Origin of the sequence: Paraburkholderia agricolaris, from assembly GCF_009455635.1 — a bacterium.
GTDB classification, from domain to species: Bacteria; Pseudomonadota; Gammaproteobacteria; order Burkholderiales; family Burkholderiaceae; genus Paraburkholderia; species Paraburkholderia agricolaris.
Genome location: NZ_QPER01000002.1, coordinates 570606 through 586432, shown reverse-complemented (window position 1 = coordinate 586432; position 15827 = coordinate 570606). Strand labels below are relative to the sequence as shown.

Here is a 15827-nt window from a genome sequence, read left to right as displayed (position 1 = left end):
CGCGTTGACCGTCAATCTGGCCCGACCGGAAAGCGTGGATAGTCTTGTGGTTCGATCGCAACTGCATGTCGTTCAAGCAACACGACACGCCTCGACTCCTACCGGCAAGCTAGCGCCACAGAGCAGTACTTGATGAGCTTCATCATAGTCAGACTACGCTGCACCACAGCATTTCTGGCGCGAACCGTTGAGGTTTTGGCCCAGGTCGTTGGACCTGTTTTCGCCAGCACGCTAACGAGTACCTGATTTGCGTGTCTGATGAGACAAGCAGGTTGGAAATCAACTTATCGCCGTGATACCTTTGACGTGAACGAGTTGATGTTCTGGTACGCCATCCGCTATACGCCATCCATTTATCTGGAGCCGCAATGGCTTACATATCGTTACTCGCACTATTCCTGACAGTCACCAATCTGGTCCCCGTGAGTGCGGTTGGGTTGGTGCCGCTCGCCTTTTGTCCGTGGCGTTTTTTTGGACGCAGCTACCCCGCGTTCATGACGCCGCTTACCGCTTTCACGCTTCTGGTCATCGTCTCTACCCTGCTCTACGATCCCAGGTCATTTCTGGAATTCGATTTCTATCGGCGCGACGGTAATTTCTTCATTTCGTATGCACCCATTTTTGCCGGTTGCCTGTATACGCACCGCTGGGATCTGAATAAAGTTCTTCGCACATTCTTCGTGTTCGCCGTGATGATCAATCTGCCGCCTTACGCTTACTACATCGTTCACAACGGCCTACTCAGCATCTTTGCGAGTCCCGACAACAGTTTTGGCAGCTACTTCATTGCGCGCAACGCGGCTGGGGGCTTCTTCGCCATGCTGTTGTGCCTCGGCATCGCGTGCTATCTGCACAGGCGCAGCAAACTGCTGCTAGCCCTGCTGGCCGCCAATGCACTGATGCTGTTCTCCACCTATAGCCGAGGTTCGTTGCTGGGTGTTCTTGTCGTTCTTCCCTACCTCTATTTCGGCCGCAAGCGCTGGATGCTGGCAACGCTGATCGCCGGCCTTATCGCGGGCTCCATTGGGATGGCGATCTACCATATGGACCCGCGGGTCGACTATATGGGCTATACCTTCACGATCGAGAATCAGGATGCCAAGGTCGCCAATCTGGACATTCGCTATGAATGGCTATGGCCGCGAGCGCTGACGTACTTCGAGCAGAGCCCGATCGTAGGGATAGGTTTCGGCTCGTTTGACGACCATATCGGCAGCGTGACGAATTATTTTCATCTGCTGGGTATCGCGTCAGACAAGATCATCGAGCATAGCGACTCGCACGCTCACAACTCTTACCTGAACATTCTTGCGGAGCTCGGCGTAGTTGGGCTTGCCCTGATGTTGGGCTTCTACTGGAGACTGATTGAGTGGTGTAAACACGGCGCGGCCGCCGCTGCGCTATTTGGCGGCGGACAGAACTTCGCCGCCTTCAGGTTCGTTGAGATTTCATCTGTTTGCCTGCTTGTCATGGCCGCGACCGAACATCGTCTGGTTTCGCCATCGAATGTGCTGATCCTTGCGCTCGTCATTTCCCTGCTGCTGGCCGCGCGATCGGTCAACAACGCCGCGATCGACCATCTTCAACAGAAGGCAAAAGAGCACGCGCTGCTCTGATTGCTAGCGGGCGTCGGCGAACAGTCCTTGATCAGATTCGCCGGCGCAGACATTCACACTCACGACACGACATCAGCATGCTGGCGCTGATTGACAGGCAGTTGCTGGCTCGCGACCGGATACGGCAGGAAGTGTTCGAGGCCTCCGTATGGGAGCCGTGAGTCGATAAAGCTGGTTAGCGCCGTCTTGAAGTTCTCCGACGAAAAACGCTCAGCGTTTCTACGGCATGCCCGCGGATCGAACAGGCCGGCGTTGCGCTCAAACCGGCCTACCGCGGCCAGCAACGACTCTGGCGTCTGTTCGCCAAAGAACACGCCCGTGGGCCGCTCAAGCGGCAGACCGATAACAGATTCGAGCGCACCGCCTCTGCCGAATGCGATAACCGGCGTTCCGCATGCCTGCGCCTCCACCACCGAAATACCGAAGTCTTCTTCTGCTGCAAACACGAACGCACGCGCGCGCCGTAAATGATCGACCAGCGTATCGAACGGTTGATGACCCAGGATCGTGACGTTCTCGCCGGCCACTGCCCTGATCTTCTTCATCTCGGGGCCGTCGCCAATCACTACAAGGCGGCGCTCAGGCGTCTGTGAAAACGCCCGCACGATCAGATCGATGCGTTTATACGGCACCATGCGCGAGGCCGTCACGTAGAAGTCGTCCTTCTGCGTACATATCTTCATGTTCGCCAGATCGACCGGCGGGTAAATGACGGTTGCTTCACGCTGGTAAGTTTTCTTGATCCGCCGGGCGATGAAATGCGAATTCGCCAGCAGATGATCCACGCCATTGGCCGAGCGCGAATCCCATCCACGGATGTAGTGAAGCAGCACGCGCGCCATGATGGATTTGATACCGGTGTTCAGATGAGACTCGTTGAGATACTGGTGCTGCAGGTCCCACGCATAGCGAATGGGGGAATGTACGTAACTGACGTGAACCTGGTTCGGTCCGGTCAGCACACCCTTCGCCACCGCGTGCGAACTGGAAATGACAAGATCATAGCCAGACAGGTCAATCTGCTCGATCGCGATCGGCATCAATGGCAGGTACGCACGATAGCGTTTGCGCGCCAAAGGCATCCTCTGAATGAAGGAGGTCTTGACGGATTTCCCCTTCACGCAGTCGCGGTCCTCCAGAAAATCGACAACCGAAAAGATATCCGCTTTCGGGAAGCACTCGATGATGTTCTTCAGCACCTTTTCCGCGCCGCCCGAAACCACCAACCAATCGTGAACAATAGCGACTTTCACTTCAACCTCCCGTGAGAATGCGACTGACCTCTTTCCTTTTTCCACCACCGGCTTCACTCGTCCTTTGCTGCACGCGTCTGCGGTCGAAAACCGCACGCAACCCGAACCATGCCCAACGCCCGCTCGCCTCCCGGTACGAGCCCAACCAGCTCGAGGCGAATGACCACCACCATCAACATGACCGATAGCATCGCCTCGCCGATCACGCGGGCGAGTGCGATACCAGTGGCACCGTATCGGGGCGCAAGAATGAGCGCCGCAACCAGATTGATCAATCCCGACGCAATGCCCACGCCGGCAAGCAGACGATCCTTCCTGCGCGGCACGAACACATAGCCCGCCACGAACTCGTTAAAGGCAGCGAATGGGAACATCCACGCAAAGATCTGCAGAACGTGCGCGCTGGGTTCAAAGGAGGCGCCAAGAATCAAAGGCAGCACAAAGGGCGACAACGCTAGCGCGCCGCAGAAGATCAGCAATCCGTATCCCATCAGCAAGGTCGCGCCGCGCCGGGTCGTTTCATGCGCGCCTTGCATGTCGCCCTGTGCGAGCTGCCGCGTGATGGTGGGAATGAACACCTGCGCGGCCGGCCCCATCAGCGCGAGCGCGATCGTCGCAAAGCGTTCCGCCGCGCCGAAATAGCCGACCTGATCAGGCGTGGACAACAGCGTCAACAGGTAGGTGGACGACGCCGTGAATACGACCGACCCGGACGAGTAAAGAAACAGCATCGTCGAGTTGCGCACGAGGGGAACGATGCCTGCCAGCCTGATACGCGGCCAGCCCAGCTGGTAGATCGTCAAACCGTAGGAAACGATCGTGGACGCTACACCGGCAATCAGTAGGCTTGCCAGCACCCACACCGCGTCATCGGGTCCTTTTACGAAGTTCAAAACCAGCACAAGGCTCAGGAGAAAGCCGAACACTTCGATAATGATCGGCGTTCGAAACTGATGACGCCCCTGAAACAGCCAACCGAGATTCATCCCCGACACGATCCCCAGCAGCGTAGCCAGTACACCGATCAGAGGACGCTCGGACAGGATGGGTGAACACATCGTGGCAATCAGGCCGATGCTCCCCCCAACCACGCCATGCACAATACGGGCGCTCACATGCAATGAGAAGATGTCGTTGCATTCTTCATTCGATTGCGCTTTCGACACGTCACGCATGCCGACCGGGCTAAAACCGTAATTGACGAGCATCCATATCACGTTCATCAACGACATCGACGCCAGTACCCGGCCGTAGCCGGCCACGCCGAGCATCCTTCCGTAGAACGGCACCACGATGATGAGGTACACGTACCTCATCAGATAGCCGCCGTAGACAAACCCGATAATCCGAACGCTCTTTCGTCTATCCATGCCGTTCTCCGTGCTGGCGTTTCCGGACTTCAACGCCCCACCGCGCGACGACGGGCAAGCGGGTTGGCGATATACCGCACCACGAAGTCAGAAAGCGGCGAGTAAGGGACGAGACACAGGCTTGACAGAACAAGCGTGCCGAGTTTCTTCTTGAGACTCCAGAAGGGATTCGCGACGATGGTGTGGAAATAGTGACCCGAATCCCGCAACATCCAACGCCACCGCGTTTGCAGCGTCGCCCGATAGACGCTTGAGCAGAAGCGCGTCTTCTCGAGTGCAAAGTCGTGAAATGTCGGTGCAAGCTCCACCTGGAGCCGGGCCCTTGCGATATCCCGCAATATTGCCCATCTCAGGTTGACGGCTTCCGGCGCTTTGTTGAGCTGCTCCGAGTTGGCGAACGACACCGTCGCGCCGCCCGCGTTGTGCACGCGATACCCCCCCAACGACTTTCGTACCGCGGCGACACGACCTACCAGCGCTACACCGTAGATTGCGTAAAAGTCCGCACCGTAGCGATTGATGCCCGCCTCAGGAACCGGAAAAATGCGTCTGAGCGCGCTCACGCTGTATGCGTTACCGGATGCCGGCGGCGACGGATACAGCCAGCCGCCCAGCAGTAACTTCCCGCAATCGGCGGGCGGATCGACGTGAGGTACATAGGCGCCGGTCGACGCGCCCGTGCCGTCCATGACGTCCAGACGAAACTGCACCTTGACCCAATCGCCGGTCGCAAAGATCCGCATCACTTCAGAAACCGCGCCCGGATACAGCACGTCATCGGAGTCGAGGAAAATCACATAGTCCGTTTCGAGCACCTGGATCGCGTGGTTGTAAGCGGACACCTGGCCGCCGTTTTCCTTGAGTATCGAAGAGATCCGCGTCCCAAACGTCTCGATGATCGCGCGCGACCCGTCGGTCGAACCATCGTCGATCACTATGACGCGCGTCGCCGGATAGTCCTGCCCGAGCGCCGACTCGATCGCCGTGGCGAGATAGTTCTCGTAGTTGTAGTTGCAGATCACGACAGTGACATGGTTCATGATATGTCGACGCTATCCAGAGGTTCGATCAGCCGAAATTCGACGACCGTGAAACGACCGATGCATGCTGCAAGTACTCAAATTCGCACGAGTTGAACATCGTCTGTATTGATCCGGTTCAGTTAAGCGCCCCCACGAACAACGACATAGGCAAGATGCCTGGGCGGTTTGTTGTCAGCCCCGTTGACTCGATCCGGCACCTTGAAGCGGATCTTCAGGGTCTGCTCGTTCCACGCCAGCGCAACATTGTCCTGAGCACTCGCCGTGCCGCTCAGCGCGTCGATGAACTCCACCCGCGCATTGCGTGAAGCAAGCGGTTTGAGTCCTGCCACCGCGACGCTTTGCCAGCCCGGCGCCGCACTGACCTGCATCACGACGTCATGGCCGGAGAGCAATGCACTTCCAGAAGCTCCCGGATCGAATTGCAACGGCTTGGCAAAGCTTGCAAGCGATCCGTTCGCTGTCTGATTCAGAACAACCAGGCTTCGCCCGGATGGGTTGTAGGTCCGTCTGGGCGGCCCGCGATGCGTCAGACGGAACGGCTCGTAACCATCCCAGTGGTAAATCATCGACAGGTACTTGTTCGGATGGTCCCAATCTCTGTCGAGTGCCCACACGGCGAAGTCGAAGAAATAGCGCGGTAAATAGTGCGGGTCCTTCATGTACTCGTCACCGATCTCCGTTTGCCAGATGCCGCGCGCGGGACCGTTTCTCACGTATTGCTGATACAGGGAATCCAGATCGGCGACAGGGAGATAGTGCGTGTCGATGTAATCGACCCAATCCAGCATCCGTTCCTTCAACACCGGGCTCCTGTATTCGAGCCATGTTCTGAAGTTGTCGAGACCGCCCTGGTCCGGCCATCCGCCATACACAACGTACGCGTGATACTTGCGGATGATGCGGGCCGCCGGGATATGGATGCGCTCGACGTAATCCTGCATGGCACGCGCATAGGGCTTCGAACTCTTTACGTTGCCGTCGGCATCCGGGCCATGCCAGAAAGTCGCCTGGGCCAGTCCGCCTGACAACCTGCCCGCGGCCTCATTCCAGATCTGGAAATAGCGCAGGTTATAAGGCGGCGCGGAATAGGCGCGAACCACGGCTTCGACGTACCGTTCCCACGCGTCCACATCCACTGGTGCCGAATTACCGTCGCCCGGTACGCTCGCGTTCCATCCCGGCGTATAGCCGAGCAGCAGGAGCGAGCCGATCCCGTTGCGGTCATTTGCAAGCAACGCCGGCGGCAGTTCGGCGTCGAACGCCGAACTGGTCTTGTCGATGCGCATGACGTCTTGTGGCCCGTCCGCCTGACCCGGGCCAACCGAGCCTCGCCCCCAACTGATGCCCATTGCGCGCCACATCTGAACGTCGCTGGCCGCACCTGCCCAACCATTCGAACCAATCAACTCCGTCATCCTTCGGCCACGCAGGCCCTGCGATCGCGACCCGGGCGTGAGCGAAGGCGCAGTCTTGCCACGCGCGAGGGGCGTCCCCGCTGCGGCGAGCGCGGCGAGTAGGCGCAACGCCCGCCGTCTGCCGGCGATGCTCGTGACCCGCATGATTCGCCTGGTCACAAACATGGGCTAGCTCGCCGACGCGCTGGGCGCCAGTTCCGGCAACGGAGCGCCGGCGTGACCGTAGAGAATCTGCAGCACCTGTCGCGCCGAGTGTTCCCAGCGAAACTCACGTGCATGAGTCACGCCCCTGGTCCGGTAACGTTGCCGCAGTTCGCTATCGGCCATCATCTGGGAGATCTTCGCCGCGATATCGTCCGCCGAGGTCGCATCGCAGTACATGGCGGCGTCGCCGCATGCTTCCGGGATCGAGGTCCGCGAAGAAGCAATCACCGGGCAGCCGCAGTACATCGCTTCGAGCGGCGGCAGTCCGAATCCTTCGTACAAGGAGGGAAAAACGAGGCAGGCGGCATTCTCATACAACGACTTCAACTCGCCATCCGACACGAAGCCCGCCCATACAATCTGGCTGGAATCGGTCCGCAGTGCCCTTTCCTCGCTGCTGAAGATACGTTTATTGCGGCCGCCAACAATGACGAACTTCACGTCTTTCAGATGCCCGAGCTTATCGATCGCTTCCAGAACACGTTGCAGATTCTTTCGTGGATCAAGGCTGCCGACGATCACGCAATACGCGTCTTCCACAAGTTCCAGACGTGTCATGACGGCCGGATCCGATATGACCCGATCCAGATGATCCGCGCCAGGCGTGATAACCGTGACACGCGATTCATCGACCTTCAGGTGATGGCAGATCCGCATCTTCGAGTATGCCGAAACCGTCAGAAGCACCGGCTCCATTCGCCGCAGCATGCCGAAACAAACGCGATACCAGAGCCGGAACTTCCGGGAGAAGCCTTGCGGCACATCGTAGATCGCCATGTCGTGAACCATGACGATTTGCCCGCGCTTGAGAAGCGGATTGGTATTGCACAGATTGAGAAGCGTCCTTCCTCGCGCCGCGACAGGCAGCGTGATCTGCTCCCAAAGCGTGCCGCGCAGCCACGGAAAGCACCGTTTCCGCTTGAGGTGCGTGCCCGGCTCGACAACGTTCCGAGGCACGAAAACTTCCAGTTCATTCCCAGGCGTTGCACTCATCTGCATGGCCCGCGTGAGTTCATACGCCACACGCTGAACACCGGTGACTGCCTGCGAAGTGAACTTTCCGTTAATTGCAAAGGCCATCGGCTTCTCCGTTTGACGGTGCCACAAACCATCTGACCGCAAGCTTCCCGCGGCCGGTACCTCATCAATGCGTTGCTTCGAGATCGCCGAAATCGCTGCCATAGTTCGTCACGTAGTCGTAATTCCGTGTGCTTCGCAGAAGCGGAATGCCGTTGAAGACGGCACCGGCAATGCGCCCTTCGGCGCGCGCCATCTTCTTGACCGTGTCCGCAATTTCCTGCTCGCTCTGCATTCCCGAGCGCAATACCAGCAGCGCCGAGCCTGCTTCACTCGCGATAATGGAAGCGTCGGTGACGGCGAGAAACGGTGGCGTATCGACGATCACCATGTCGTACTGGCCAGTGAGTCGCGACAGCAACTCTTTGAACTGGGGCTTCATCAGCAACGCGGCGGGGTTCTCCGGCCGCGCGCCGCAGGACAGGAACGTCAAACCGTCGATACCGGTTGCGCGCAAGGCATTACGCAAACCTAGCTGCCCCGAAAGCACCTCCGAAAGACCGCCACGGTTGTTTCCGTCGAACAACGAGGCGAGGTGACCCCGGCGCATATCGGCGTCTATCAGGAGAACGCGCGAGCCGACCTCCGCGTGCAGGATTGCGAGGTTCGCCGCAACAAAGCTCTTTCCCGCGGAAGGCGTCGGTCCGATAACCATTAGGAGGTTATTGCGCGCGTGCGCGAGGTCGCGCGCCACCGACGTACGCACAGCGCGAAGCGCTTCGACCGACATGTCGTTCGGAAACCGTGCGGCGAGCACTCTGGTGTTGTCATCACTCCGGGATCCTGCAACCCCCATTCCGGCGGCGCCGCCAACAAACTGCATATCCGCGGCACTTCGCGCAAGCGGTTGACTGGACCGTCCTCCCACACCAGGGAGTGCCTTGCGGCCCACGCCGTGACGGTCAAGCAGCAGTTGCTGCTGACTGAACAGAATCTCGCCGAAGACCGGCACGCTCATGCGGCTTTCCACGTACCTCGGATCGGTTACGCCGGTCATCACGTGACGGCGCATGAATACGAGCACGACGCCGGACAGGAGTCCGAGTATCACGCCACCCGCAAGCACGATTTCGGGCTGCGGCTTGACCGGCCGGTGAGGTCTGATCGCGGGGTCGACAATATGTGCACCGCCTGTCGTGCTTGCGCGCCGAACCTGCAATTGCTCGGCTTTCTGCACCATCCCTAGGTAGATTGTTTCCGCCACCTTCTGCGCGCGAATCAGATCGACACTCTGACGCTCGGACGACGGCATGCCATTGAAATGGCCGTCGAATTGCGCCTTCGCGTCCTGCAACTGTGCGATCTGCCGGTCGGCCGTCTGTACCCAGCGGCTATCCGCCGTGTAGCGATCCAGGAGTTGCGTACGCTGTATCTGCAGGCTCGCAATCTGCTTGTCGATGTCCAGGCCGCCCTGGAGATACGCTTGTGCTTCGCTCGTCGGCTGCATGGATTGCGAAGCCCCACGGAAACGCTTCAACGCATCCTCGGCCTTTCTGAGGTCCGCCAGCAAACGGGGCAGTTCCCCATTAATGAACGCCAGCGTAGTCGTGTCGTTGGCTTGCCGGGCGGCGATCGCATAAGCAAGGTACTGATCGCCCAACGCGTTGGCGACTTCAGTGGCCTTATCCCGGCTCTTGTCCGTGTACTCGATCTGGATAAGGCCAGAGTCCTTTACCTTGTCGCCGACCTTGACCAGTGTTCCAAATCGCTTGATTGCGTCGATCTCGTTCCAGCGAATAACTTCAAACTTCGTGCCCGGTCGCGCGTCCAACTGCTTCACAAGCATGGAAACACCGTTATTCTTGACGGGCGCACCCACTACACCCTTTACAAGAAGCTGATCCGACGGACCACGCAACTCGTACGCGCCATTTCCAAGAGCAACCAGCGTCAGCTTCTCTTCCTCGAGATCCTGCGGTACATCGAGCGCGCCGATCTCCATGCGCTCCCCGCCCCACGCGAACGACTTCAAACCGAGCCACGGCGCCGCCGGTTCTCCCGGTGTGGCAAATTTCTCCGCGATATCCCCGAGTAAAGGAAACTTATGCGGCGTCACTGACACGTCGAAGCGGAATTTCTCAATGACCGGATCGAGTACCGCGCGGCTGCGTATCACGGCCATTTCAGTCACGGGCGCCGGTGCCGGCGGAGGAAGACTCTCCTGATTCTGCAAGGCGAGTCCGAGCGCATTAGGTTCGGGAGGATCGACACGCAACAGAACATCCGCTGAGTAGATCGGCGTTGCGATGAGCAGATAAACCACCGCCAGACCCAGCACGACGACAGCTGTGCCCACGATCTCCCAGATGTGATCGCGCATCAGCGTGAGCATTGCGCCTGCGCTGAGCTGACCACGCTCCGTGCTGGGAGCGGGAGAGAACGAATTTGCAGGGTAGTAATCCACCGGTTTGATCCTTCCATGTTCGATGGGCAGAGTAATGATTCGTTACCGCTCTGCTGCACCACCAGTTCGTGATCTGGAACCGCCGCCGAACGTGAATGAAACACGGCCGGCAGCACCTCGAAGTTACGTGCTGGGTCAGGTTGGGTGGAAGAGCCGAAGCCCTCGTGCATTCGTACTACTACATGTATTGTCAATACACGCCATGAACCGGTTTCGCGGTGCATTACGAACAAGCAGCCACGCCGTTTCCACAACAGGCGGACATGACCATAGTGAGTGACTTGATTTCGACGACGCCGGCATCAGGCCGCACGGACATCTCGTGAGAAAGCCTCGCCATGGACAAGCCCGCCTACTGCCGGTCTCCACCTGCAAGGTCAATCTTTTGTATGCGCGCGTGGCGTCCCAGACATCCGCTGACCTGGACGCCCAGCGCGAGACGACGAGCGCAATACCGCTGGAACCCTATGAGTGCAACTACGCGCGATCAGGCACCTGCTTCGTGACTTCGCGCATGCTGACCATACAAGGCCTTCTGCGGTCCTGGTAATCGGTAATGGATATGTCTGCCCTTGCCACAGCGGCTGGACGGCGTCTTCAAGCAAATTACCCAACGAACAGATTCACAATTCAACACAAACTCCCGTGCGAATTTTTCTATTCATGTTGCGGTGAAGCATAGCTCGAAAAGAATGCACCATATCGCCGACGGCATAAATTCGGGTGTTAATGGCCGATTAAGTTGAGTGCATTACGAACGCTATGAATTCAGAAAGCGTTGTTGCTATCTGTAACTGCTGTAACAGAGTTGCACAATTCGAGTGCGATGCTGTAACGGAAGTTTAGTGACAGTTCACACGCGAAAACGCACGTTTGAAATTTTGAGACGGGCGGGATCCCTTTCCAGACGGGCCAGATGGGCCTTCAACCGACGATCGGCCTGATGCAAACCTGGTCGCCACGCACGGAAAAAGTTTCTGACCGGGAATACTATTAAAGTGCTTTTTGTGGAAATTTCAAGGTAAGAATTTCCCCGATCATGACAATTACGCCAAAACACCTGGAACATCGGCCAAGCTCGTTCTGAAAATTTCGATGCGCTAATCTCTTTACGTATCGTGATTGCGTGTTTGGAGAAATTAGCGTGATGACTTCCAGGAGTTTTCTTACGTCGTGCATCAATGAGTGTCAGAATGGAATGAAAGCGGTGAAACATATTGGCCTCCTGATTTTCCAGGACTGTTCCATGTTGACCACCGGCGCGGTCGGCGATGCTTTCCGGCTTGCCAATGAGTTCGAAAAAGCGGGTGGCGACGAGCCTCCGTATCGGCTCTCAGTGCTGTCCGACGAAGGCGGACTCGTGACAAGCTCATCGAGTATCCTGATCTGGACGCAAAGCCTCGAACGATACAACCTGGCCGATTTCCACGCCTTCTTTGTCGCCTGCCGCGACACCACTGGAACCGCGGAGTCCAACGGCCGCTTTCTTTCATGGATCTCGCGCCACGGATCGATCGCATCCCGTGGCATTCAGCAAGGCGCGAGCCTTGCTGTGGTATGCAGGAACCCGTTGCAGTCAACCGTACCCGTCTTTTTCTTTGACGATGGCGGCGGTGGTGCGAGCACCGGCGGCGGCGTCGCGCCCGCCGATCTGGCACTCGCGCAGATCGAGCGCGACCTGGATTCGGAGACCGCGCGAAAGATCGCTCGTGCACTCCAGCCGAATTACATTGAACGAAACACGCATGATCTCGACGATGCAAGCATCGTCACAACAACCGAGAAGATTCGCGAATCGGCCCGCTGGATCAAGGAAAACTACAGCCAGGCCATCTCAGTCGCCAAAGCAGCAGAATTCGCTGCAATGAGCAAGCGCAATTTCCAGCGTCGCTTCAAATGCGAATTCGGCATGACCCCTCTCGAATACCTGTTGCGTACGCGCTTTGACGTTGTCCGCGCAATGCTAAGAAACACCGATCTGCCCGTCGACAAAATCGCAAGACGATGCGGCATGGGCGACGGCAATCGACTCGGCCGGCTGTTCAAGGAGCGCTACGGCGTCTCGCCCACGCAATTCCGCGCGCAACAGCACATTGATTCCGAGGAGCCATGGTCGACGCCCGAGGAAGCCTGGAATACCGCGACTGAGATCGCGCGATAAGCGCGCCGATTTTCGGACTGCAGCCTTGCGACGCCATCAGCCATGGATCGAAACATGACGACCACCAAGTCCGCACAGTTCGACCAGAAAGCCGCCACGTCCACGCCAGCACACAAGGAAGCACCGCCTTCTGAAATCATCGTGGCCAAACACGCGAACCTCGTACAGGAAGATCCGTATCGGCCAACGCCGCAGTCAGTTTCCACGGTCAGACGGCTCAAGGAGGCGGCAAAGTGCATGCTCCCTGATTCCCTGTTCCTGAGTATGCTGCATCACAAGCGCATTGGCCGCTATCCGAATCTTCTCCGCCCGGCGACCTTCAACGAAAAGATCCTGCAACGAAACCTCAGACCGGATCCTCGCTACATTAGCCTGACCGACAAACTGTCGGTGCGGGAGTACATAGCGGCCAAGATAGGAGAGAAGCACCTCATACCGTTGATTTCGGCGCCGGAGGTGTTTACGCGCGAGGTTTTCGACGCGCTGCCAGGTTCTTTCGTCATGAAGGCGAACCACGGCAGCACTTTCGTCGAAATCGTCAGAGACAAGTCCGAGACTTCGTTCGAGAAACTGCAACTTCTCGCCGGGCAGTGGCTGTCCACCGAGTTCTACTACGTCGCCCGCGAGAGGCATTACCGCACGATCAAGCCGCGAATCTTCTTTGAACAACTCCTTCTGGACCAATCGGGCCAGATACCCGCCGATTACAAGTTGCATTGTTTTGGCGGCCGGCCGGGGCGCCCCATCATCTACATCCTGGTGATATCCGACAGGTTCGGAAAAGCGACGCACGGCGACGTGTACGACGTCGACTGGAACCATCTCGATGTAGCCATCGGCTACTACAAACGGAGCGCCAAGCCTGCTCCGCGCCCAAAGAATCTGGCATCCGTGCTGGACATCGCGGCCACGCTGTGTGAAGACTTCGACTATGTCCGTGTTGACTTATATGCGCCGGACAACCAGGTCTTCTTCGGTGAGCTGACCTTCACACCGGGCGCGGGTGTACTGCCCTTTACGCCCGACAGCATCGACTACGAGTGGGGAAAATTGCTGGGTTGAGCAGGTATTTTCTAACCTGCATACCTGCTTCACCCAATGTCTCTGCACCCCTCAACCCGACCGGAGCAGTACAGATGACGCAAGCTAGCGACGAAGTGCCCCGCACGGCGGACGCCAGGACGGCGGACAAACCACGGCCCACGGTGATGATGTGCCCCTTCACCAACCCCACGAATCGCTATATACAGATTCAGAAAGATCTCTACCGCTCGATCGGTTACGACGTCGTGCCGCTTTCCATCAAGGGCCTACTCAACGGCGGGTTCTTCCAACTGTTCAAACCCGGGAACATTCTCGCTTTCCATTGGCTCGAGTACCGGCCATTCAAACGTGACAAAGGCACTGCCCGGTTGAGCCTGACAGGGTCGCTGCTGTTCGCGTTCTACTGTTCGCTCATGCTGATCGGGCGGGCGAAGGCGGTTTACTTCATCCACGATCACGCGGTCCACGATACGATTGGCTTCAACAGGCGCTTGTCGATGCGAATCATTGCGCTCGTGCGCCGCCTGGCGGATTTCCGCGTGGTCCACGCGCCAGACTTCCAGGCGCAGTACAACGCGCAGTACCTGCCGCATCCACTCTATTGGGACGCCCCTGGACAGGCACCCACCACACCGAGGAAGGACGGCGCGATGCCACTGTATTCGTTGCTCGGCGTGATCCGCCCATACAAGCAGATTGACGCGTTACTCGACGTCTGGCCAGACGAGTGCAAGCTGCATATTGCCGGACACGGCACTGAGGCCTACCTCGCGACACTGAATGAAATCATCGATAGACGATCGCTGCGGAACGTCGTTCAGCTCGACGCGAGGTTCCTGACCGACGCGGAGTTTGCGCAGAGCATTGCCGATAGCGACGTACTGATCCTGCCGCACGCGGCCGACTCGATGCTGGTGAGTGGCGCGTTCTTCGAAGCCATTGGACGCGTGCCGTTGCTGATCTCGCGCGCAACCCCTTTCATGGTGTGGGCTGCCAGGAAGTTCGACAATGTCATTCTGTTCAATGACATCTCCGAACTCCCCGCAATTGTCCATTCGGTTAACGCATCGTGGCCGGCGCTTGCCCGCAACCCGGGCAATCTGGCTATCGACGAATTCGGCTGGAACGCCTGTTGCCGGCGCTACGAGCAGTTCTTTGAGGCCGTTGAAGGCCACCGGGACGCGGTTGAGAAGCCCGTTGTTTAGCGCAGGCAGCGGCACATCGCTCAGCGAACCTGATGTCCAGGCGGCGTTGAAGCGCTCTATTTCAGACTCAGTAAAACCATGCGCGGGAGAAAGACCTGAATGCTCACTTCACAACTGGTTCCGGGACGGCTCAGGACTATTCTGTATCGATACGTCACCGAGCGCCCTCAGGAAGAACGACTGTTCCATACTCTGCGCCCGACGTTCGTTTCAGTCAGGATTCCGGGTGAATACCGCCCCTGCAATCCATCGCTGTGCTTTGACGGAAATGGCTACACCGTCGTTGTTCGTTCGGTTAACTACGAACTGATGGAAAGCGGCGGCGTGAAGTTACATGGTCAAGACTACGACACCGTCAACTACATCGGCGAGTTGTCCGCGAATCTGAATGTTCTACGCATGAACGCTCTGGAAGACACGGCGTTCAGGAATGTACCGGGTAAATCTCGCGATGGCTTCGAAGATCTGCGGACCTTCTTCTGGAAAGATTCCTTGTGGTGTCTGGGCAGCGCGCGCAGCAACGCGGGCGACACCAACACGATGGCGCTTCAGAAAATATCTGGCGAGCGTGTTGTGGAGAGCTACCTGATCGAGTCGCCATTTGGCTTCAGTCGCGAGAAGAACTGGATGCCTTTCGTGTCCGAAGGCAAGCTCTACGCGGTACATACGATGAACCCGTTGACCATTGTCGAGATCAGCGAACATGGCGCAACCGTATCGCTCACGAAACCATTGAAGGTGCCGAAAGGCCTGCTGGGATCATCCCAGCTAGTCGAGTGGAAGGAAGGTTGGCTGTGCGTCGTACACGAGCGCAGTCGAGGAAAAAAGCATCTCTACAAGCACCGGTTTGTTTATTTTGACCGGAACTGGAATGCCGTGCTTTCCGAACCGTTCTACTGGAAACAGTACGGCGTGGAATTCTGCTGCGGGCTGGCGGTTCACAATGGAACCGTAGCGGTCGGGATTGGTGTCAATGATTCGGAAGCGATCATCGCTCAGTTCAATGAGACTGATATCGATCGGCTTTTGTGATCT

12 protein-coding genes are annotated in these 15827 nt (G+C 57.8%); 5 read left to right on the top strand and 7 right to left on the bottom strand.

The genetic code is table 11. The features are described from left to right. Positions 1-368: 368 nt before the first annotated feature. On the top strand, positions 369-1616 hold the full coding sequence (locus GH665_RS24125) for an O-antigen ligase family protein (RefSeq protein ID WP_153139589.1): 1248 nt from the start codon (positions 369-371) through the stop codon (positions 1614-1616). 59 nt (positions 1617-1675) lie between these two features. On the opposite strand, the gene GH665_RS24120 is transcribed toward GH665_RS24125, so the two are convergent. The 7 genes from GH665_RS24120 to GH665_RS24090 form a co-directional block, all read right to left on the bottom strand. Beyond that, positions 1676-2869 carry a glycosyltransferase family 4 protein gene (locus GH665_RS24120; protein ID WP_153139587.1) on the bottom strand — a complete coding sequence of 398 codons (1194 nt, stop codon included), beginning with the start codon at positions 2867-2869 and terminating at the stop codon, positions 1676-1678. A 53-nt stretch (positions 2870-2922) separates the two neighbouring features. Next, positions 2923-4239 carry an oligosaccharide flippase family protein gene (locus GH665_RS24115; RefSeq protein ID WP_153139585.1) on the bottom strand — a complete coding sequence of 439 codons (1317 nt, stop codon included), beginning with the start codon at positions 4237-4239 and terminating at the stop codon, positions 2923-2925. Positions 4240-4268: 29 nt separating this feature from the next. Then, positions 4269-5279 carry a glycosyltransferase family 2 protein gene (locus GH665_RS24110; protein ID WP_153139583.1) on the bottom strand — a complete coding sequence of 337 codons (1011 nt, stop codon included), beginning with the start codon at positions 5277-5279 and terminating at the stop codon, positions 4269-4271. A gap of 122 nt (positions 5280-5401) precedes the next feature. Continuing rightward, positions 5402-6841, bottom strand: coding sequence for a hypothetical protein (locus tag GH665_RS24105; RefSeq protein WP_246216348.1), 1440 nt, complete (start codon positions 6839-6841; stop codon positions 5402-5404). A gap of 24 nt (positions 6842-6865) precedes the next feature. Further along, complete coding sequence (locus tag GH665_RS24100) at positions 6866-7981, bottom strand: glycosyltransferase family 4 protein (RefSeq protein WP_153139581.1); 1116 nt, start codon at positions 7979-7981, stop codon at positions 6866-6868. Positions 7982-8045: 64 nt separating this feature from the next. Then, positions 8046-10382 carry a polysaccharide biosynthesis tyrosine autokinase gene (locus GH665_RS24095; protein ID WP_246216347.1) on the bottom strand — a complete coding sequence of 779 codons (2337 nt, stop codon included), beginning with the start codon at positions 10380-10382 and terminating at the stop codon, positions 8046-8048. Between the two features lie 853 nt (positions 10383-11235). Then, positions 11236-11598 (bottom strand): hypothetical protein, encoded by a 363-nt coding sequence (locus tag GH665_RS24090; RefSeq protein ID WP_153139578.1) that lies wholly within the window; start codon positions 11596-11598, stop codon positions 11236-11238. Between the two features lie 30 nt (positions 11599-11628). On the opposite strand from GH665_RS24090, the gene GH665_RS24085 reads away from it, so the two are divergent. The 4 genes from GH665_RS24085 to GH665_RS24070 all read left to right on the top strand — a co-directional run bounded on the left by GH665_RS24085 (position 11629) and on the right by GH665_RS24070 (position 15824). Next, entirely contained in the window at positions 11629-12543 is a 915-nt protein-coding gene (locus GH665_RS24085; RefSeq protein ID WP_174771753.1) for a GlxA family transcriptional regulator, read from the top strand. Between the two features lie 54 nt (positions 12544-12597). Continuing rightward, the gene (locus tag GH665_RS24080) at positions 12598-13605 is read left to right on the top strand and encodes an ATP-grasp fold amidoligase family protein (protein ID WP_153139574.1); all 1008 of its coding nucleotides are present in this window, start codon (positions 12598-12600) and stop codon (positions 13603-13605) included. Positions 13606-13679: 74 nt separating this feature from the next. Then, entirely contained in the window at positions 13680-14792 is a 1113-nt protein-coding gene (locus tag GH665_RS24075) for a glycosyltransferase family protein (RefSeq protein ID WP_153139572.1), read from the top strand. A 99-nt stretch (positions 14793-14891) separates the two neighbouring features. Next, the gene (locus tag GH665_RS24070; RefSeq protein ID WP_153139570.1) at positions 14892-15824 is read left to right on the top strand and encodes a glycoside hydrolase family protein; all 933 of its coding nucleotides are present in this window, start codon (positions 14892-14894) and stop codon (positions 15822-15824) included. Positions 15825-15827 lie beyond the last annotated feature (3 nt).

Excerpts from the sequence above, each read along its gene's own strand:
- GH665_RS24090 (WP_153139578.1), bottom strand. The coding sequence starts at position 11,598 with ATGTTTCACCGCTTTCATTCCATTCTGACACTCATTGATGCACGACGT.
- GH665_RS24085 (WP_174771753.1), top strand. The coding sequence starts at position 11,629 with ATGTTGACCACCGGCGCGGTCGGCGATGCTTTCCGGCTTGCCAATGAG.
- GH665_RS24075 (WP_153139572.1), top strand. The coding sequence starts at position 13,680 with ATGACGCAAGCTAGCGACGAAGTGCCCCGCACGGCGGACGCCAGGACG.
- GH665_RS24125 (WP_153139589.1), top strand. The coding sequence starts at position 369 with ATGGCTTACATATCGTTACTCGCACTATTCCTGACAGTCACCAATCTG.
- GH665_RS24080 (WP_153139574.1), top strand. The coding sequence starts at position 12,598 with ATGACGACCACCAAGTCCGCACAGTTCGACCAGAAAGCCGCCACGTCC.
- GH665_RS24100 (WP_153139581.1), bottom strand. The coding sequence starts at position 7,981 with ATGGCCTTTGCAATTAACGGAAAGTTCACTTCGCAGGCAGTCACCGGT.
- GH665_RS24110 (WP_153139583.1), bottom strand. The coding sequence starts at position 5,279 with ATGAACCATGTCACTGTCGTGATCTGCAACTACAACTACGAGAACTAT.
- GH665_RS24105 (WP_246216348.1), bottom strand. The coding sequence starts at position 6,841 with ATGCGGGTCACGAGCATCGCCGGCAGACGGCGGGCGTTGCGCCTACTC.
- GH665_RS24070 (WP_153139570.1), top strand. The coding sequence starts at position 14,892 with ATGCTCACTTCACAACTGGTTCCGGGACGGCTCAGGACTATTCTGTAT.
- GH665_RS24115 (WP_153139585.1), bottom strand. The coding sequence starts at position 4,239 with ATGGATAGACGAAAGAGCGTTCGGATTATCGGGTTTGTCTACGGCGGC.